The following is a 19,459-nucleotide window of genomic DNA, read 5'->3' as shown; positions in this document are numbered from 1 at the left end:
CATGCTCGAACTGATCGCGGCGAATCCGCTGTGGTTTTGGCTCTCCCTCGGGGGCGTGTTGCTGGCGGCGGAAATGCTCGGCGCCGGCGGCTACCTGCTGTGGAGCGGCGTGGCGGCGCTGTTGGTCGGCGTCCTGATCTGGCTGCTTCCGCAACTTTCCTGGGCGTGGCAAGGCGCGATCTTCGCCGTCCTGACCGTCGTCGTCGCTTACCTGTGGTGGTACTGGCTGCGCCGGCGCCCGGCGGCCGCATCCGGCGGGTCGCCGGTGCTCAACCAGCGCAACCGCCAGCTGATCGGCACCCGCGCCACGCTGACGGAACCGATGCACAACGGCATGGGCCGCATCAATATCGGCGACAGCAGCTGGCGCGCGCAGGCGGCGGAAGATCTGCCTGCCGGCACTGAAGTGGAAGTGGTGGCGGTGGAAGGGGTCACGCTGGTGATCCGCGCCATCAGCCGTTAATTCGAACGACAGCATCCCGCCAGATTATTGATGATGGGGCACTCCGCCCCCTCGTCGCCCGGACATTGTTCCGCCAGCGTCAACAGGCGTTGGCGCATTTCTCCCAGTTCGCTGATGTGCCTTTCGATCTCCGCCACCTTCTGCAGCGTGCGCGCCTTCACGTCGGCGCTGTGGCGGGCCGGATCGTTGAATAACGCCACCAGCTCACGGCACTCGTCCAGGTTGAAGCCCACCTGCCGCGCCTGGCGCAGCAGCGTCAGCTCTTCAACGTGCCTGGCGGAATAATGGCGATAACCGTTATCGCTGCGGATCGGGGCGGTAATCAGCGCTTTCTCCTCGTAAAAACGAATCGTCTTGCTGGTTAACCCGGTCTTTTTCGCGACGTCGCTAATATTCATTTTTTCCTCCGGAATGCTCCTGCTCATCTCCTATCTTAAGCCGCTTTCCGCCACTCACCAAGCCTCAACGCCCTACCGTCGATATCGATGAGAAACCGATAGCCACAGCCAAAAGATAGATACTTCACCTGCAAAGTATTCATCAAAAAACAATAGACAATCTAACCTATTAAAATTTGATCAAATTAAGATTTTTATTATATGTAAATTTTTGTGTATAAATAACACAAAATAAAACACAATTAAAACAACAAAATAAAAACATCAATTAACAAAGTTGTAATAATAGACCACACAAATAAACATTTGTTTACATTTACCATTACTTTGCCTGTTTGAGTTTTGGCCACCTCCAAACTAGAAATATTAGCTAATTTAATCTCTCAACCCAATGGCGGAGTTCGTCATGGATTTTAACTTATCAAGTGAGCAGCAGGCTCTAAGCGAATCCGCTCAGCGTTTTGCCCGCGAGGTGCTGGATCAGGATGCGCATGCTCGGCTTTCACAGCAGGTATTAAGCCTGGATTTGTGGCGACAAGCCGCCGCCTATGGTTTTACCCGAGCCCCCGTGACGACCGCGTTCGGCGGATTGGGCATGAATGCGCTCGATACTGCACTGATGATTGAGGCGCTGGGTAAAGGCAGCCGCGACATCGGCATGTCCTTCTCGCTCTGCGCCCATCTGTGCGCCTGCGTGATCCCGCTTTCCCGCTTCGGTTCCGAGGCATTAAAAGCGCGCTATCTCGAAGCGTTGGCGGCCGGAAAACTGATCGCGGCGAATGCGGCGACGGAGCCGGACGCCGGTTCCGATATTTATGCCATGAAATCAACCGCTCAACCCTGTGAAGGCGGCTACCGGCTCAACGGAAACAAAATTTTCATCACCAACGCGCCGATTGCCGACATCTTCATCGTCTATGCGAAAACCCATCCCGAACATGGCTTTATGGGCGTGTCCGCATTTGTGCTCGAGAAAGGGATGCCAGGCTTAAACGTAGGCGCCGTCAGCCCGAAAGATTGCCTCTCCAACTGCCCGTGGAGCGAACTGACCTTCAACGACGTCTTCATTCCAGAGGCCCAACGGATCGGTATGCCGGGCGCCGGCGGCGCCATCTTCCACGATTCAATGATCTGGGAAAAGGGCTGCCTGTCGGCTCTGTTTATCGGCGCAATGGAGCGCGTGTTCGACAGCGCGCTGGACTATGCCAAACAACGCCGGCAATTCGGCAAAGCGATCGGCCAATTTCAGTCCGTCTCCAACCGCATCATCGATATGAAACTGCGTCTGGAACAGTGTCGGCTAATGCTCTACCGCGCCTGCTGGAAACACGATCGGGGCCAGGATGCCGAGATCGACATCGCCATGAGCAAACTGTTGATTTCCGAATATGCCGTGCAGTCCGCGCTGGACGCGATTCAAATCTTCGGCGGAGCCGGCATGGATCAAGAACTCGGTCTGGTGCGCCACTTGCTGAACGTGATCCCCAGCCGGATCTTCTCCGGCACCAACGAGATACAAAAAGAAATTGTCGCCCGCAAGCTGGGTCTGCGGGGAGGCGCATGATGATCGTTCAACGCGTTTTTGCCGTGCTCTATATGTTGGCCGGCCTGGCGAAAGCCTTCCCTCAGTTGGAAAACGTCGCCGATATTCTGCAGCAGGCGGCCGTGGCGAACCAGGGCACCTGGTACGCCGGGGCGACGGCTTGGTTGGCGGCGCAGGGTACAGTGGTTAACGCGCTGATCGGCGTGGCGCTGTTTGCCTCCGGTGCGGTCTTGATGTTCAACCCGCGTTGGACGCCATTGATCATCTACTGCCAGCTGCTGATGATGGCGGGATTTGTCACGATCCTGCACCGCGCCCAGCCGCAGGTCATGTTGCTCGATGCGATTTTCGCGCTGGCGGCGCTGTACATGCTGCGTCAGCAGCACCACCGCAAACCCAAGCCGCGCACGTTCCCCACGCGCGACTTTTCCACGCCCACGCCGGCGGCAGGCGGCCCGGTAACCCCCGCGCTGGACGGCGAGTATGACGTGGTGATCATCGGCGGCGGCGTCTCCGGTTTGGCCGCGGCCAGCGAACTGACCGATCGCCGGGTTTTGGTGCTGGAAAAAAGCGCCTCCTTCGGCGGCAACGCCCGCTACAGTACGGTGAACCGCCTGAAATTTCCTATCGCCGGCGTCTGCTTCCAGGAACCGCTGCCGAATTCTTTCATGGCGCAACTGCTGAAGAAAATCGGTCTGAGCGGCGTATATAAATCCAATGAAAAGGACACGCTGGTATTTTTCGACACCGTCTTGCTGCTCCGCTGCCTGGGTGAAGTCGTCGTCGGTTTTATCAAACAACCGGGCTACCTGCTTAAACCCGCCGTCTGGCGCCTGACGGGACAACTATTCCTGCATGCCTTGATCGGTAAACCTTATGTTATCGCGGCAAAACAGCTGGGCGATCCGATCTTTGCCGATCTGTACGCCTTCCTGGATACCTTCTCGCCGCGCGGCGAGCGGTACCCCAGCCTGCCCTGGACGCCGCAGAGCGCCTGGAGCAAAACGAATATGGCGCTGCTCGACACTATCCCGCTGTACACGTATCTGTTCGAACCGCACAAACTGGATCAGATCCCGACGGATCTGCGGCCACCGAGAAAATTCGGCAAGCTGGTAGAGAATGCCGTCAGCACCACGCTGCGCGTGGAATGTCTCGATATTCGCGAAGTCTCCGCCTATGTCGGATTGCACTTCCTGGTGGGGTATTTACGCGGCAATCTGGTCACGCTGCCGGGCGGTAACGGCAGCATCAGCGCCGGGCTGCTCGACTATCTTGAGGAGCAAAACAACGTCAGGCTGCAAAGCCGCGTACAGCTTCAAAGCATCACGCCCGGCGGCGACGAAACGGTGATCCGGTTCAGCGTCAATGGCGCGGCCAGCGAAATCAGAGCCAAACAAGTGATCTGGGCCGCCCCCAAAACGCATGTGCCCACCTGGTTGCCCACCCTGCCCAAAGAGCAATTGGCGGCGATCCGCCAGATCCGCCATGAAGATTACTACCTGGCGAACGTGCTGTTGAAAAAACCGATCCTCGAACGCTCGTTCGGCGGCTATCTGATCGAGCCGGAAAACACCCGCACACCTTACTATTGGAGCAAAGCCGGCACCTGCCTGGTCGCCAATTGGATGGACAATCACCTCAGCGCGGAAGCCGGGGTATTAACCCTGCTCAAACCAACCACTCGTCCAGAGCGGCAAGGTCGCACCGCGCAAAACGAGTTCCTGGCGCTGCAGCAACAGACCTATGTCGAAATCGCCAAAGTGCTGGGCAACATGGGCATTGACGCCGACATCATTGAAGACATTCAAATCTGGTTCTGGCCCGCGGGTCTGGTGACCTCGGTCGCCGGGCAACAGGCCCAGGGCGTGTTTCACCAGGCCAGCAGGCCGTTTGAGAATATTCACTTCGCCAATCAGGACAGCGTGGGCATCGGTAATATCGAAAGCGCGGTGTTAGCCGGACTGAACGCCGCCAAAGCGGTGAGAGAACGCCTCGCAATGCCCGTTACGCCTGCGGAGGTGATGTCATGAATCCTACCCTGGTGGTTGAACTTTCCGGCGATAAAACGCTGGAACCCCATCGCCTGGGCGGCAAAGCCCATTCGTTGAATCATTTGATTCAGGCGGGCTTGCCGGTGCCGCCGGCGTTTTGCATCACCGCGCAGGCTTACCGGCAGTTTATCGAATTCGCCGTGCCGGGAGCGCTGCTCAACACGGGCGTACCGGGCAACGTGCGCGATATGATTTTGAGCGCCGCTATCCCCGCCCCGCTCGATCTGGCGATCCGTCACGCCTGCAAACAGTTGGGCGACGGCGCCTCGCTCGCCGTGCGCTCTTCGGCGCTGGAAGAAGACGGCCTGACCCACTCTTTCGCCGGGCAATACGACACTTACCTGCACGTGCGCGGGGATGACGAGGTGGTGCGCAAAGTGCAATCCTGCTGGGCGTCGCTGTGGGCAGAACGCGCCGCCCAGTATAGCCGGACATCGGCGGCGCAGAGCGATATCGCCGTCGTCTTGCAAATCATGGTGGATGCAGACGCCGCCGGCGTCATGTTTACCCAAGATCCGCTGACAGGCGATGCCAACCACATCGTCATCGACAGCTGCTGGGGGCTGGGGGAAGGCGTGGTATCCGGACAAGTCACCACCGACAGCTTCATTTTGGATAAGGCGAGCGGCGAGATCCGCGAGCGGCAAATTCGTCACAAACCGCACTATTGCCAACGCGATCCGCAGGGACGGGTCACGCTGCTGCAAACGCCCGAAGCCAGGCGAGACGCCCCCAGCTTAACCCCGGAACAGCTGCAACAGCTTGCCAGGCTGGCCCGGCAAACGCGGATGATTTACGGCACGGAACTGGATATCGAATGGGCGGTGAAAGACGATCGCGTGTGGCTCCTGCAGGCGCGGCCGATCACCACGCAGGCCAAACCGGTTCAGATGCTTTACGCCAACCCGTGGGAAAGCGATCCGACGATCAAGGAACGGGCCTTTTTCTCCCGAATGGACACCGGCGAGATCGTCACCGGCTTGATGACGCCGCTGGGGCTGTCGTTTTGCCAGTTCTACCAAAAGCATATTCATGGCCCGGCGATCAAAACCATGGGGCTGGCGGATATCGGCGATTGGCAGATTTATATGGGGTATTTGCAAGGCTACGTCTATCTGAATATCTCCGGATCGGCCTACATGCTCCGCCAATGCCCGCCCACCCGCGACGAAATGAAGTTCACGACCCGCTACGCCACCGCCGATATCGATTTCAGCGGGTACAAAAACCCCTATGGCCCCGGCGTACAGGGATGGGCTTATCTCAAGAGCGCCTGGCATTGGCTGAAACAGCAGAGGCATAACCTGCGCAGCGCCGGCGCGACCGTCGATGCCATGATCGCCCTGCGCCAGCGCGAGACGCGCCGCTTTCTGGCGCTGGATCTGACGACCATGACACATCAGGAACTGGAGCGAGAACTCAGCCGCATCGACGGTTACTTCCTCGACAGCTGCGCCGCCTATATGCCCTTCTTCCTTCAGTCGTTCGCGCTCTACGATGCGCTGGCGCTGACCTGCGAACGTTATCTCAAAGGCCGCGGCAACGGATTGCAAAATCGCATCAAGGCGTCGATGAACAACCTGCGCACCATCGAAGTCACGCTGGGCATTCTCAGCCTGGTGGAGACGGTCAATCGTCAACCGGCGTTGAAGGCCCTGTTCGAGCGACACAGCGCACAGGAACTGGTCACCGTCCTGCCCACCGCTCCCGAATCGCGCGCCTTCTGGCAAAGCGACTTCAGCGCCTTCCTGTTCGAGTTCGGCGCCCGTGGCCGCCAGGAGTTCGAATTGAGTCTTCCGCGCTGGAACGACGATCCCAGCTACCTGCTGCAAGTGATGAAAATGTATCTGCAACATCCGGTGGATCTGCACACGAAACTGCGGGAAACAGAGCGGCTGCGCCATGAAGACAGCGCGACGCTGCTTAAAGCGATGCCCTGGTTTGGCCGGATGAAGCTGAAGTTCATCACCAAACTGTATGGCGTGATGGCCGAACGCCGCGAAGCGACCCGGCCAACCTTCGTCACCGAAACCTGGTTCTACCGCCGCATCATGCTGGAAGTGCTGCGGCGCCTGGAGGCGCAAGGCCTGGTCAAACCGGCCGATCTGCCCTATGTGGACTTCGAGCGCTTCCGCGCGTTTATGGCGGGGGAACAGTCGGCGCAGGAAGCGTTCGCCGCCGATCTGATCGAGCGCAATCGCCACCAGCATCTGCTGAACCTGCATGCGGAAGAGCCGCCGATGGCGATCGTCGGGGGGTATCAGCCCAGGATGAAAGCCCCCACGGCGGAAAATGCCGCCGGCATGCTGTCCGGCCTGGCGGCCAGCCCCGGCAAAGTGGTGGCGAAAGCGCGCGTCATCACCGACCTGCTGGCGCAGGCCGGCGAGCTGCAGCCCAACGAAATCCTGGTGGCGCGCTTTACCGACGCCAGCTGGACCCCGCTCTTCGCGCTGGCGGCGGGCATCGTCACCGATATCGGCTCTGCGCTGTCCCACAGCTGCATCGTCGCACGCGAATTCGGCATCCCCGCGGCGGTCAATCTCAAGAACGCCACCCAGTTGATCAACAGCGGCGACACCTTGATTCTCGACGGCGACAGCGGGACGGTCATTATTCAACGCGGAGAACGTGCCGATGGCTAGTCAACACCACATCCGGCGAAGGTAAACCATCCGCCTGAACACAGCACAATTCAACGAAGGTGATGCGCGCGGCAACCGCCGCCTGCAGAGACCGTCGCGGGCTTTGTCGTGCCGAATTTGCCCGCCTGGCTGAAGCCGTCACTCCATTTTGGCTGCACAAGGAACTCATCATGACGACCCTGACAGGACAAGCAAGACTCACCAACTCCGCCGCCTACGAGCAAGTGTGGCAAGCGGAGCGCCAGGCCTGCCGCACCGACGCGGATCCCGACACCCTGACGGTCGGCGTGGTGGTGGTGACGCGCAACCCGGCGTTTTTCCAAACCGGGCTTAGCGTACTGAACGATATCCGCGATTATGTTTTCAACCGCGTGCATATCCAGTCCGAGATGCCGCTGAAACTGTTGGATCTGGCGGCGGACTCGCTTTATCTGGCCGCGCGCGAAAAGGCGCTGCACTTTCTCAAAGGCCAAAACAAGGCTATCAACGTTCGCATCATCCAATGCGCCAGCCTGGCCGAGGCCACCGGCAAGATCATCTATACGCATGCGCTGGAACAGCGTCCCGAATTTCATTTGGGCATGCTGTTCTACGATCAGACCACGCCGGCCGGCGTCGATGACAGCATCGAACAGATCGATCGCGATCTGGACGCCTTTTACAGCGCCTTGCAGCGCAGCGGCATTCCCGCGTTTTACACCACCTTCTCCACCGTTGCGTTCATTCGCCAGCTGCGATCGCCCTTCCGCTACCTGCCGCAGCAATACCGCGAAATCGTGCGCAGCGAAGATCCGGCGATCTTCCAAACCGAGCTGTTGTGCCTGTGGATGGACTTCTTCGAGATGAACTACACCAACCGCCGGGTCAAGCCGATCGGCGCGCTGGCGCTGCACAACACGCTGGGTGAGCAGCTGATTCAATTTTTCGAGCGTACCGCCGCCGAACGCTGGCTGGTGTCCTATTACACCGGGTCGATCATCTCCAATCTGATCGGCTATCTGGATCGGCATGCGGAGGCGCGCGGCGCGCTGATCCTGCGCGGCCCTAACGAACACGCCATCGCCTGCGGCGCCATGGCCAACTGGCAGCTGTATCGCATGCCGTTCCTCGGCGTAGTGACCTCCGGGATGATGGATGAATTCAAGGGTACGCTGGCCAACCTCAAGGAAACCGCCGCCCAGGGCATCATCGTCGCGGCGGAAAACCGCGGCAATCAATGGTACAGCTTCCAGGGAACGCTGACGCCGACGGAGGACATGCGCGAAGTGCTTATCGCCCGCCGCATCCCGTTCGTTTATATCGATGACGTCGAAATGATCGGCGCCGGTTTGACGGAAGCCTTCCGCCTTTATCATCAAGGCCAGGGGCCGGTGGTGATTCTGGCGACGCAAAACGTGCTGGAGTCGACCCTGTCGCTGGAGGGTGCCGTCGGCGATCCCTCGCCGATCCCGGTTCTGTCGGCGGACGATCCGCTGCCGATGAGCGAAAGCCTGGCACAGGCGATAGCGCTGATCAACCGCGGGCCGGAACGGCTGGTGTGGCAGTTGGGCCCGGTCAGCGACGACGAATACGCCCTGATCCATGACATCGCCGACGCCGCCGGCATCGCCCTGGTGGACTCGTTGGCCCATCCTGGCTCGGCGCCGAAATATTATCAGGGCCGGCGCAATCCCCACTACCTGGGCACCCTGGCGATTTACGGCTATAGCCCGCGCGTCTACAACTTCCTGCACACCAATGACAAGCTCAACGCCATGAGCGAGCAGAGCCTGTTTATGATCAAAAGCCGCGTCGCTCAGATCACCACCCCCTTCTCCGACGGCAGGCTGGAGCGCAAGGTTCATCTGGTGCAGCTCACGCACGATGATCGCCATCTGTCGCCCTATGCCGATCTGCACCTGCACATGAACTGTCTGGCGTTCCTGCGCACGGTGAAAGCGCATCTCGACGTCGATCCGGCATTGCGGGAAAGACGCCGCGCGTTGATCGCCGCCTATCTCGATTCGCCTTCCGACGTGGTCAGCCAGCTTCCCAGTCTGCCCATGTCGGCCAACTACTTCTTCTGCCAGTTGAACCGAGTGATTGAAGAGTTGATCGAAACGGAGGGCTTCGATTTTACCGGCGTATATGACGTCGGCCGGTGCGGCATCTCCGCCGCGCGCAACGTCGCCAAAACGCGCCGCGGCTTTTCCGGCTGGTATGGCCGCGCCCTAATGGGCGACGCTCTGCTGGCCACCGGCTACCTGGCTTACACCAGCCCAAGCCACGTGATGGCGTTTATCGGCGACGGCGCTAAAGGGATCGTACCGGACATCCTGCCGGCTTTTATCGACAACATTCTCACCCATCCGCAGTTGCTGAATAAAAGCATCACCGTCTTCTATTTATGCAACGGCGGTCTGTCCGTCATCAATACCTATCAGGAACGCATTCTGTTCAATCGCACCTCGCGGCAAATGCGGTTGGTGAACGTCGAACAGCCGGACGTCGAACAAACGGTCAATAACTTCCATATCCAGAGCAAAACGCTTACGCATTTCGACGAAGACGTCATTCGCCAGGCGCTGACCACCCCGCACCGACTCAATCTGTTCTCCGTGGTGCTGGGACACAACAATGAAGGCGACGGTATCTCGCTGGCCACCGCCAAAGGCTGGCAGCGCGATCCGAGCGACCACGACGCCCTGCAGAAGCGCAAAGCCTGGGCAGCCCAACAGCCCGAATCGACCAGCACCGCCTTCGACCAAGATCCTACACCGGAAGCCACCTCATGAAATTCGGATTCATCGCTCATCCCACCTCGCTGGGGTTGAAACGTTACGTCAAAATGCTCGATCTGCTGCAACGCAACTCGACCGAGCAGCACAGCGGCTATACGCGTGAACTGTGGGAACGACAAAACCTGGTTCCCTTTATGAACTTCGCCAGGATCACCTCGGCGACCGGCGCCACTTGCGAAGGGGTGATCAAATACATGCCGCTGGTGGCGGATGAGATGCTGGCCGACGCACGCGGTATCGCCGCCAGGGTGGTCCAAGGCATCGAAGAGCTGGCCGGCGATGGCGCCGAACTGGTCGGTCTCGGCGGTTTTACCTCTATCGTTGGGCGACGCGGCGAAGCCACCGCGGAAAAGTCGCCGGTGCCGGTCACCTCCGGCAACTCGCTGACCACCTACGCCGGCTACAAGGCCTTGATGCAGATCCAGTCCTGGCTGGAAATTCGCCCGGAGGAGGAACCCGTCGCCATCGTCGGCTATCCGGGGTCGATCTGCCTGGCGCTAAGCCGTCTGCTGCTGGCGCACGGTTTCTCTCTCCATTTGCTGCACCGCGCCGGCAACCATGATCGCAGCGAACTGCTCAGCCATTTGCCCGAGGAGTATCACTCGCGCGTCACCCTGACCAGCGATCCCGAAGATCTCTACCCGCGCTGCAAACTGTTTGCCGCCGCGACCTCCGCCGGCGGCGTGATCGACCCCGCCAGACTGCAACCCGGTTCGATCTTCATCGACGTGGCGCTGCCGCGCGATATCGCTTCGGAAACGCGCCCGGCGCGGGATGACATTCTGATCATCGACGGCGGCTGCGTCACCGCCACCGATGCGGTCAAGTTGGGTGGAGAATCGCTCAACGTCACCATCAAGCAACAATTGAACGGCTGCATGGCGGAAACCATTGTGCTGGCGCTGGAAAACCGGCGGGAAAACTTTTCGCTGGGCCGCTATCTGGCGCCGGAAAAAGTGCTGGAGATCGGTGAAATCGCCGAGCGCCACGGGTTCTTCGCCTATCCGCTGGCCTCGTACGGCGAGCGCATCGATCGGCAGAGCGTGACCAATCTCAAGCGCTACTACCACCATGACATCTATGCCGGGGAACCGGCTGATGCGGCGCTGCCCGCATCGCGCCTGGCGTTTATCGATGCGGTCATCGCCCAAACGCCGGCCAGGGAAGACACCCTCGACCGCTATCATCAATACATCAACCCCATGATGGTGGACTTCCTCAAGTTGCAGCGCTGCGACAACGTTTTCCGCAGCGCCGCCGGCACCCAGTTGTATGACGATGCGGGCGAGGCTTTCCTGGACATGGTGGCGGGCTACGGGTGCCTAAACCTGGGCCACAACCCGCAGCCAGTGGTCAACGCGCTGAAAAACTACCTCGACGCTCAAGGCCCCAACTTCATTCAATACATTTCCATTCCCGAACAGACTGCCAAGCTGGCCGAAGTGCTCTGTCGTCTGGCGCCGGGCAACATGGGCCGGGTGTTCTTCAGCAACTCCGGCACCGAAGCCGTCGAGGCCGCGATGAAGATCGCCAAGGCCTCGACGGGCAAGCCGGGCATCGCCTATCTGCGCAACAGTTACCACGGTAAAACGCTGGGCGCGTTGTCCATCACCGGACGAGACAAACACCGCCGCTATTTCACACCGCTGCTGGACGCGATGGTGGAAGTGCCGTTCGGCGATCTCGCCGCGCTGCGGGCAGCGCTGAACCGTGAAGACGTCGGCGCGCTGATGATCGAACCGATCCAGGGCGAAGGCGGCGTGCATATCCCGCCCGCCGGTTACCTGCAGGCGGTGCAGCAGCTCTGCCGCGAGACCGGCGTGCTGCTGATGGTGGACGAAGTGCAAACCGGGCTTGGGCGCACCGGCAAACTTTTCGCCTGCGAATGGGACGGTATCGAGCCGGACGTGCTGATGCTGTCGAAATCCCTGTCCGGCGGCCTGATCCCCATCGGCGCCACGCTGTGCCGAACCGATCTTTGGCAAAAAGCCTATGGCACGGCGGACCGCTTCCTGGTGCACAGCTCCACCTACGGCGGCGGCAACCTCGCCTCGGTCGTCGCCCTCAGCGCGCTGCGCGAGATCCTGGCGCAGGATTTGGTCGGCCATGCCGAACGGATGGGCGCCTACTTTAAGCAGGCACTGAGCGAGATCGCCGCCCGCTATCCGTTCGTCAGCGAAGTGCGCGGCCGCGGCCTGATGCTGGGGATCCAGTTCGATCAGGCGTTCACCGGCGCGGTCAACGCCTCCGCCCGCGAATTCGCCACCCGGCTGCCGGGCGATTGGCACACCACCTGGAAATTCTTGCCCGATCCGGTGCAAGCCCATTTGCGGGCGGCGATGGATCGCATGGAACAGGCGCTCGGCGAAATGTTCTGCATGAAATTCGTCACCAAGCTGTGCCAGGACCACAAGATCCTGACCTTCATTACCGCCAACAGCTCGACGGTGATCCGTATTCAACCCCCGCTCATCATCAGCAAAGCCGAGATCGACCGTTTCGTCGGCGCCTTTGCCACGGTGTGCGAGGAACTCTCCACCTTTTTAGACTAGGGAGCCAGCAATGCCTTTAACCAAGCAAGATGCCGTCAATCAGATGATGGGCTTTTTCCAGGCCAAGGCGCTGACCGCCGCGCTGGCGCTGAAGCTGTTCGATCAGCTGCGCGATCGGGACGCCGACGCGGCGCACATCGCCGCGCGGCTTGACTGCCCGGCGCGTTCCACCGAGCAGTTGCTCATCGCGCTGCGGGCCATGGGGTATCTCGACCAACGAGACGGCCTTTATCATTTGCCCGCCGCCCACCGGGCTTTTCTGTTGAGCGACGAACCCCAGTGGCTGGGATGGCTGGGCCGCCACATCGATACCTTCCTGTATCCGCTGTGGGGCGAGCTGAAAACGGCGGTGCGAAACGATGCCCACCAGCGCCGCACGGTCTTCGGCGATGACCGCAGTTGGTTCGACATCCTGTACCAAAATCCGGACGACGTGGCGGACTTCCAGGAATTTCTCGGTAAATTCGCCGCGCCCTTTATCGCCGGCTTTGTTCGCGATTACGACTTCTCGCAACACCGTGCGTTTTTGGACATCGGCAGCGGGATCGGCAGCCTGCCGATGGCGATCGCCGACGCTTATCCGGGGATCGCACTCGCGATCTGCGAACTGCCGCAGGCCTCGGCGTTCTTGCGCGACAAGCTGACGCTGCAAGGCTATGGCGAACGCATTGACGTCGTGGAGGGCGATGTCATCAGCGGCGATCTGCCGATCGGCGGCTATGACCTGATCCACCTGGGATGGATGCTGCACGACTACGCCCCGGAAACCCAACTGACCATCCTGCGCAACATCTATCGGGCGATGCCGGCCGGCGGCCGCTTCATCGCTTCCGAAACGCCGCTGAACGAAGACAAATCAGGGCCGGAATTTACCGCCCTGCTGTCGCTGAACATGCTGGTCTCCACCGACGGCGGCATAGAGAGCAGCGCGCAGGAATACCTGGACAGATTCCGTCTGGCGGGATTCAGCAACGCGCGCATCATGAAAATAGCCGGCCCACGCACCCTGATCGTCGGCGAAAAATAACCAGTTAGCAACGGGAGCTCGCAATGTTAGAAAGCAAATTGATCCAGCATATCGCCACCCAGTATCTGGATGGCGATCACGACGGCCTGAATGCTCAAACCCCGCTGTTTGAACTGAACGTCGTCGATTCCGCCTCCATTTTCGATCTGGTGGATTTTCTGCGTCAGGAGTCTCATGTCGCCATCGGCATGCATGAGATCCATCCGGCGAACTTCGCCTCGGTGCAGGCGATGGTCGCGCTGGTGCAACGGTTGCAAGCGCAAGTCGCCGCAGGGGGTGTCGCATGAGCGTTCACGCCGTCGATAGCGCCGCAAACGCGCATGAAGCCGTCCGGCAGTCGGTGCTGCACACCTTCGCCCGGCTGACCGAGTACGAACCGTCGGCACTGGCCCTGACCAGCCATCTGGAAAACGATTTGGGCGTCGACTCCATCGCGCTGGCGGAAATTGCCATGGTGCTGAACCGTCAGTTCCAATTAAATACGCCGCTGGCGATCCAGGAGATCAAAACCATTCAGGATGCGCTCGACGGTATTTTGCAGCGCGGTTTCACGCTGCCGACGCCGAACGCCGCCGCGCAACCTGCCCCCGAGACGCCTCAGGCCTGGTTGAGCGCTCTCGTGCGCCAGGTGTTCGCCACCCACAGCGGATATGAAGTGCGTGATCTGTCCCCCGACGCCGCCATCGAAGGCGACCTGGGCATCGACTCCGTAGCGGTGGTGATGGCGCGCAACGAGTTGCTCAAAACGCTGGGCCTGGACGATAACGCAGCGCTGGCGGAGTGCCGCACGCTGGCTGAGCTGGAGCACAACCTGGCGGCGCGGCTGGTTCAGGAACAGGGCGAAGCGTGGTTCAGCCGCTTTGGCCAGCACACCGCCGCGTCCGCCGCGCCGCAGCCCACCAAGGCGCCCGCATCGCCGGACGCGCGCGATGAGCTCGGCGATCCGCGCACCATGCGGGACTTCGTCGGCATCGAGCACCCGGATTTGTTCCATAAAACGCGTGAATTCGGCGCTTTTTATCGCGATAAAAAACAGCGTCAGCTTTACTGGTACGGCATGCCGCTTGAAACGCCGTGCAAAAACCGCGCGGTCATGTTCGACGAGGTCACCGGCAAAAGCCGCGAATTTCTGATGTTCGGCTCCAACAGCTATCTGGGATTGTCGAACCATCCGGAAGTGATCCACGCCATCCAGGACGCCGCTGGCCTGTACGGCGCCACCAACACCGGGTGCCGCATCATCGCCGGCAGCAACGTGCTGCATCTGGAATTGGAGCGCAAACTGGCCAAGCTCAAAGGGCGCGAAGACTGCATCGTCTATCCGTCCGGCTACTCGGCCAACCTGGGATGCATCTCGGCTCTGACCAGCCGACACGACCTGGTGTTCACCGACGCCATCAACCACATGAGCATCCAGGACGGCTGCAAGTTGGCGGGCGCGCAGCGGAAAATTTATGACCACTCTTTGACCAGCCTTGAGAAATCGCTGGCCAAATACGCCGATCACCCCGGCGGCAAGCTGATCGTCACCGATGGCGTTTTCAGCATGCACGGCGATATCGTCGATCTGCCGCGCCTGATGAAGCTGGCCGAACGCTACGGCGCACGCGTATTGGTCGACGACGCGCACGCGACGGGCGTCTTGGGCAAAACCGGCTCGGGCACGGCGGAACACTTCAATATGAAAGGCCAGGTGGATCTCGAACTGGGCACCATGAGCAAGGCGCTGTCGGGGTTAGGCGGCTTCGTTTGCGCCGATGGCGAAGTGGTCGAATACCTGCGTTTCTACTCCAACTCCTATGTTTTCGCCGCCACCATCCCCGCCGCAGTCGCCGCCGGCGTGATCGCCTCCATCGACGTGATGCTGCGTGAACCCGAGCGACTGACCAAGCTGTGGGACAACATCTACTACTTCCGCACGTTGCTGCTTAACGCCGGTTTTGACCTTGAGCATTCCGACTCGGCCATCATTCCGGTGGTGGTGGGCGACGACGCCAAAACGCTGCTGTTCGGCCGCGCCGTCCGGGCGCGCGGGCTATTCTGCCAGACCGTGGTCTTCCCGGGCGTCAGCGTGGGTGACGCCCGCTTACGCATCAGCGTGACCAGTGAACACACGCGTGAAGATCTGGATGAAGCCTACGCCATTTTGGTGGCGGCGGCGCTGGAGACCGGCGTGCCGGTCAACGGCGATGTCCGACGGGAAGAGCGCGCACGCGCCGCCGAGGTCTGACATCATGGCAACCTTCATTTCACCGATACTGGAGGCCCTGTTCCGGCACGCCCGCCAAGCGCCGGAAAGCACCGCTCTGCTGTGCGGCGATCGGCGCTGGAGCTATCGTCGCCTGGCCGATCGCGCCTGCATGATGGCGGCGGCGCTGCGACATGCCGGGTTGAAGCAGCAGGCCGTGCTGCTCAACCTGCAGAAAGGGCCCGACGCCGTCGCCGCCATGTACGCGTGTTGGCTGAGCGGCAACCACTATGTCCCTATCGATTTCAGCCAACCGACGGCGCGCATCGAACGCATTATCGCCGCCGCCTCACCCGCGCTGATCGTCGATGAGGGCTGGTTGAACGCGCTCGATGACCGCACCGATCTCGATGGCGCCTGGCCGGAAGCGATCGCCGCGCTCGGCTCTCCCCTCGCCGCCATTCTCTATACTTCAGGCTCCACAGGCACCCCGAAAGGGGTGCAAATCACCCATGACATGCTGACGTTTTTCATCGGCTGGGCCGTCAGCGATACACAACTGACGGCGCGCGACGTGCTGGCCAACCATGCCAGTTTCGCCTTTGATCTGAGCACCTTCGATCTGTTCGCCGGCGTTTGTGCCGGCGCCGCGACCTGGATCGTGCGCGAAGATGAACAGAAAGATTGCCAGGCTCTCGTTCGCGGATTGCAAACGCACGGCGTCACCCTGTGGTATAGCGTGCCTTCGATTTTAGCCATGCTGGAAAAGAGCGCGTTGCTGGCGCCGTCGACGGTGAAAACGCTGCGCCAGGTCACGTTCGCCGGAGAGCCTTATCCGGCCGCCGCGCTGAGGCGCCTGGTTGCGCATCTGCCGGCTCGCTGCCGCGTCAGCAACTGGTATGGCCCGACGGAAACCAATGTCTGCACCGCCTACGCGCTGGATCGAATGCAGTTGGCGACGCTGGAGCAGATCCCCATCGGCCATCCGCTGCCCGGCTTGACGGCGCAGTTGGTCGATGAGCAGGGGCGTCTGCAGCCGATTGACGGTACGCTGGGCCGACGCGGAGAATTGCTGATCGGCGGGCGGTGCGTCACCCCCGGCTACAGCAACGTCGCCTCATCGCGGCAAGCGCAATGGCATCCGCGCCAATGCCACGCGACCGGCGACTGGGTGGAGACGACGGCGAATGGGCTGGTCTACCGCGGCCGGCTGGACGACATGGTGAAAATCAACGGCTACCGGGTGGAATTGGGGGAGATAGAATCGATCCTTCATCACCATCCCTCGGTCTGCCAGGCCGCACTGTATGTCGAGCTCGGCGAGCTGAAGCAAAAACTGATCGCCGTGATCACCCTCCATCCCGGCGCGCTCCGCCCCAACCTGCTGGAGCTCAAGCAGTTCCTGCAGCCCAGGCTGCCCGCCTATATGCTCCCCAGCCAACTGGTGGTCGCCGACAGCCTGCCCACCAACGCGAACGGCAAGGTGGACAGAGGACGTTTGTCCGAGGTGAATGCGCGATGAACCAGGAAATTCATGCCGCGCCGCTGGCGCTGGTCGGCATCGGCTGCGCACTGCCCGGCATCGATCGTATCGATCTGTCCAACGGCGCCGCCTGGTCGGCGCTGTTCGACGCCCCGCCGCCGATGCCGTGGAGCGATGCGGCCGCGCCGATCCGCGGCCGTCAGATCGACGACGCCGCGTTTGATTTCAAAAAATTCGCCATCCCGCCGCTGTTTCGACTGGCGGTCAGCCGCGAGACCCGCCTGGCGCTGCAGGCCGCCTCCGCCGCCATGCAGCATCTGACGTTATCCGACGCGTTGCGCGACCGCTGCGATCAATTTTGCGCCACCCATTTGGGCAGTGATGCGGCCTATCGCAACGCCACCAAAATCGGCGCGCTGCGCAGGCTGGCCGAACGGCTTGACGTTCAGGGTCTCTCACCGGCGGCGGTCATGCGCCGGATTGACGATTACAAACAGCCGCTGGCCCAGGCGTTCGGCAGTTCATCCCACGATCGCGTGGGGGAAATGGCCTCCAGCATTCCCGCGCGCATCGCCCATTTCGCCCGCACGCGCGGTAAATGCCAAACCCTCGACGGCGCCGATCTGGGCGGCCTGCGCTTGCTGCAGCTGGCGCAAGACTGTTTTCGCCATGCCGACAGCCGCATGGCGGTGCTGACCGCCGTACAATGCTTCCACCATCAACCTCAGGCGGACATGCTGTTGGCGCAGGGCGTTTCCTCTTCGGCCTGTTGGCTGGAGGGCGCGATCAGCCTGGTCGTTTGCCCGCTGGACGTCGCTCAGGAACAGGGATGGCCAGCGATCGCACATTTGTCGACCCTGATCGCCGAACGGCAGGATGCCGCGCCGAGCGCCGGCTATTTTGCCGGCGCCAATCAGGTTTTCTGCCATCTCCTCGACATGCTGTTGCAACGGCAACAGGCGTGCGCCGGGCACTCGTTCACCGGCTACCGCTGGCGGATCGACGCGGCGTCTCCCCCCTCATTAAAACCGACGGCTTCGCCACGCATCAGCATCATCGACTATCAGCCCATCACCGCGCAGGGGCTGGATAAAGCGCGTTTCTGGCAGGCCTTGCGCAACGGGGAGGACACCCTGCGCGATCACAGCCCCGAGCAGCTGCACCCCGGCGCCTTCGTGCGACCCACGCCGCAAAAGCTCAGCGCCTACACCGCTCACGCCATGTGCTTCCCAACGCACGATCCGGTGCGGCTTGAGCTGACGCGGCCTATGATGCCGGCCAAAAAACAGCGCCTCGACGTCACACAACTGCACGCCCTCAACGGCTGCGCGGCGTGGCCCGACAGCCTGCGACGCTTTGAACGCATCGCCATTATCGTCGCCAGCAACCTGTCTTTGAGCGCCGATCGACAACAGGCCATGCGCGCCCTGTGGCCGACGTTGCCTCCCGCCGGCGTCGCCCTTTCGCCACCGCCCCAACCCGCGATCAACCGCTGGAGCTGGCATGGCGCCTGCGGCCTCGGCACCGCGCAGCTGTTGGCGCAACAGCTCGGCGTCGAGGCGGACTGCTACGCGGTCGAGGCGGCCTGCGCCAGTTCGCTGGCCGCCTTGCACAATGCGGTCAGGGCGTTACAGGCCGGCCGCTACGATGCGGTGCTCGTCGGCGGCATAGAAACGGCGACGCTCGAACGCGATATGGTGCTGTGCAGCGCGCAGATGATGCTTTCCGCTTCGCGTATGCGACCTTTCGCCCGACAAGCCGACGGTTTTACTCCCGGCGACGGTGGCGGCTTCTTCATTCTGACCGGCCAGGCGACATCGCGGGCCATCGCCACCATCGAAGCGATATCGGGATCTTGCGACAGCTATTCCATGACCGCGCCCGATCCCGAGGGTCAGGCGTTGGCAATCGAAAAAACCCAGAGCCTGAGCGCCGTGGAAGCGCGCCAGATACAGTATCTCGAAGCGCACGGCACCGGCACCGAACTGGGCGATCGGGCAGAAGTCGCGTCATTGCATCAGGGGTATCGCCGCGCCGCGCACGCCCCTTTGTACATCGGTTCGGTGAAGTACAACTTCGGCCACTGTTTCGCTGGTGCCGGCGCGCTCAGCCTGTGCAAAGTGCTGAGCGCTTTCGAACACGGTCAAATCCCGCCCACGCCGGTGGCGACATTGAATGCCGAACTGCCGCTGGCGGCGATCCCGGCCGAAATCCCGCAAGTCGCGCTCGACTGGCCACACGGTGAAGGCGGACGTCGGGCGGCGATCAACGGCTTTGGCACCGGTGGCATCAATTACCATTTGCTTATCCATCAACCCGTTTAAAAAGG

The 19,459-nt window shown here is 61.2% G+C and carries 12 protein-coding genes; 11 read left to right on the top strand and 1 reads right to left on the bottom strand.

Annotated features, from left to right (window positions below; genetic code table 11):
* The first annotated feature begins 1 nt into the window (after window position 1).
* A complete protein-coding gene (locus IT763_RS05060; RefSeq protein ID WP_016928811.1) occupies window positions 2–463 on the top strand; it encodes an NfeD family protein in 462 nt (153 codons plus the stop codon).
* Here IT763_RS05060 and cueR read toward each other — a convergent pair.
* On the bottom strand, window positions 460–861 hold the full coding sequence (gene cueR / locus IT763_RS05055) for a Cu(I)-responsive transcriptional regulator (RefSeq protein WP_015376888.1): 402 nt from the start codon (window positions 859–861) through the stop codon (window positions 460–462). The genes IT763_RS05060 and cueR overlap by 4 nt on opposite strands.
* A gap of 391 nt (window positions 862–1,252) precedes the next feature.
* Between cueR and IT763_RS05050 the strand changes: the two genes are divergently transcribed.
* The 10 genes from IT763_RS05050 to IT763_RS05005 all read left to right on the top strand — a co-directional run bounded on the left by IT763_RS05050 (window position 1,253) and on the right by IT763_RS05005 (window position 19,454).
* The gene (locus tag IT763_RS05050) at window positions 1,253–2,425 is read left to right on the top strand and encodes an acyl-CoA dehydrogenase family protein (protein WP_228009804.1); all 1,173 of its coding nucleotides are present in this window, start codon (window positions 1,253–1,255) and stop codon (window positions 2,423–2,425) included.
* Entirely contained in the window at window positions 2,422–4,437 is a 2,016-nt protein-coding gene (locus IT763_RS05045) for a DUF6041 domain-containing protein (protein WP_228009801.1), read from the top strand. The genes IT763_RS05050 and IT763_RS05045 overlap by 4 nt, the downstream gene beginning before the upstream one ends.
* Window positions 4,434–7,100, top strand: a complete 2,667-nt coding sequence (locus IT763_RS05040; RefSeq protein ID WP_206195226.1) for a PEP/pyruvate-binding domain-containing protein — start codon at window positions 4,434–4,436, stop codon at window positions 7,098–7,100. The genes IT763_RS05045 and IT763_RS05040 overlap by 4 nt, the downstream gene beginning before the upstream one ends.
* Before the next feature lie 170 nt (window positions 7,101–7,270).
* On the top strand, window positions 7,271–9,874 hold the full coding sequence (locus tag IT763_RS05035; RefSeq protein ID WP_206195225.1) for a biosynthesis protein PigD: 2,604 nt from the start codon (window positions 7,271–7,273) through the stop codon (window positions 9,872–9,874).
* Window positions 9,871–12,432 (top strand): aminotransferase class III-fold pyridoxal phosphate-dependent enzyme, encoded by a 2,562-nt coding sequence (locus IT763_RS05030; protein WP_164052928.1) that lies wholly within the window; start codon window positions 9,871–9,873, stop codon window positions 12,430–12,432. The genes IT763_RS05035 and IT763_RS05030 overlap by 4 nt, the downstream gene beginning before the upstream one ends.
* 10 nt (window positions 12,433–12,442) lie before the next feature.
* On the top strand, window positions 12,443–13,459 hold the full coding sequence (locus tag IT763_RS05025; RefSeq protein ID WP_004940222.1) for a methyltransferase: 1,017 nt from the start codon (window positions 12,443–12,445) through the stop codon (window positions 13,457–13,459).
* A gap of 23 nt (window positions 13,460–13,482) precedes the next feature.
* Window positions 13,483–13,746, top strand: coding sequence for an acyl carrier protein (locus IT763_RS05020; RefSeq protein ID WP_004940224.1), 264 nt, complete (start codon window positions 13,483–13,485; stop codon window positions 13,744–13,746).
* Window positions 13,743–15,689, top strand: a complete 1,947-nt coding sequence (locus tag IT763_RS05015) for an aminotransferase class I/II-fold pyridoxal phosphate-dependent enzyme (RefSeq protein WP_143778562.1) — start codon at window positions 13,743–13,745, stop codon at window positions 15,687–15,689. The genes IT763_RS05020 and IT763_RS05015 overlap by 4 nt, the downstream gene beginning before the upstream one ends.
* A gap of 4 nt (window positions 15,690–15,693) precedes the next feature.
* Window positions 15,694–17,169, top strand: coding sequence for a D-alanine--poly(phosphoribitol) ligase (locus IT763_RS05010; protein WP_241005489.1), 1,476 nt, complete (start codon window positions 15,694–15,696; stop codon window positions 17,167–17,169).
* Window positions 17,166–19,454 (top strand): polyketide synthase, encoded by a 2,289-nt coding sequence (locus IT763_RS05005; RefSeq protein ID WP_206195223.1) that lies wholly within the window; start codon window positions 17,166–17,168, stop codon window positions 19,452–19,454. The genes IT763_RS05010 and IT763_RS05005 overlap by 4 nt, the downstream gene beginning before the upstream one ends.
* The last annotated feature ends 5 nt before the right edge of the window (window positions 19,455–19,459 follow it).

Origin of the sequence: Serratia sp. CMO1, assembly GCF_015689115.1 — a bacterium.
Lineage (GTDB): Bacteria > Pseudomonadota > Gammaproteobacteria > Enterobacterales > Enterobacteriaceae > Serratia > Serratia marcescens.
Note: the sequence above shows the minus strand (reverse complement) of the source record. Positions and strands in the feature narration are given on the sequence as shown.

Bases quoted from the DNA above. Each gene is read 5' to 3' on its own strand.
- IT763_RS05025 (WP_004940222.1), top strand. From the start codon at position 12,443: ATGCCTTTAACCAAGCAAGATGCCGTCAATCAGATGATGGGCTTTTTC.
- IT763_RS05045 (WP_228009801.1), top strand. From the start codon at position 2,422: ATGATGATCGTTCAACGCGTTTTTGCCGTGCTCTATATGTTGGCCGGC.
- IT763_RS05020 (WP_004940224.1), top strand. From the start codon at position 13,483: ATGTTAGAAAGCAAATTGATCCAGCATATCGCCACCCAGTATCTGGAT.
- IT763_RS05035 (WP_206195225.1), top strand. From the start codon at position 7,271: ATGACGACCCTGACAGGACAAGCAAGACTCACCAACTCCGCCGCCTAC.
- IT763_RS05010 (WP_241005489.1), top strand. From the start codon at position 15,694: ATGGCAACCTTCATTTCACCGATACTGGAGGCCCTGTTCCGGCACGCC.
- IT763_RS05060 (WP_016928811.1), top strand. From the start codon at position 2: ATGCTCGAACTGATCGCGGCGAATCCGCTGTGGTTTTGGCTCTCCCTC.
- IT763_RS05005 (WP_206195223.1), top strand. From the start codon at position 17,166: ATGAACCAGGAAATTCATGCCGCGCCGCTGGCGCTGGTCGGCATCGGC.
- IT763_RS05015 (WP_143778562.1), top strand. From the start codon at position 13,743: ATGAGCGTTCACGCCGTCGATAGCGCCGCAAACGCGCATGAAGCCGTC.
- IT763_RS05050 (WP_228009804.1), top strand. From the start codon at position 1,253: ATGGCGGAGTTCGTCATGGATTTTAACTTATCAAGTGAGCAGCAGGCT.
- IT763_RS05030 (WP_164052928.1), top strand. From the start codon at position 9,871: ATGAAATTCGGATTCATCGCTCATCCCACCTCGCTGGGGTTGAAACGT.
- cueR (WP_015376888.1), bottom strand. From the start codon at position 861: ATGAATATTAGCGACGTCGCGAAAAAGACCGGGTTAACCAGCAAGACG.
- IT763_RS05040 (WP_206195226.1), top strand. From the start codon at position 4,434: ATGAATCCTACCCTGGTGGTTGAACTTTCCGGCGATAAAACGCTGGAA.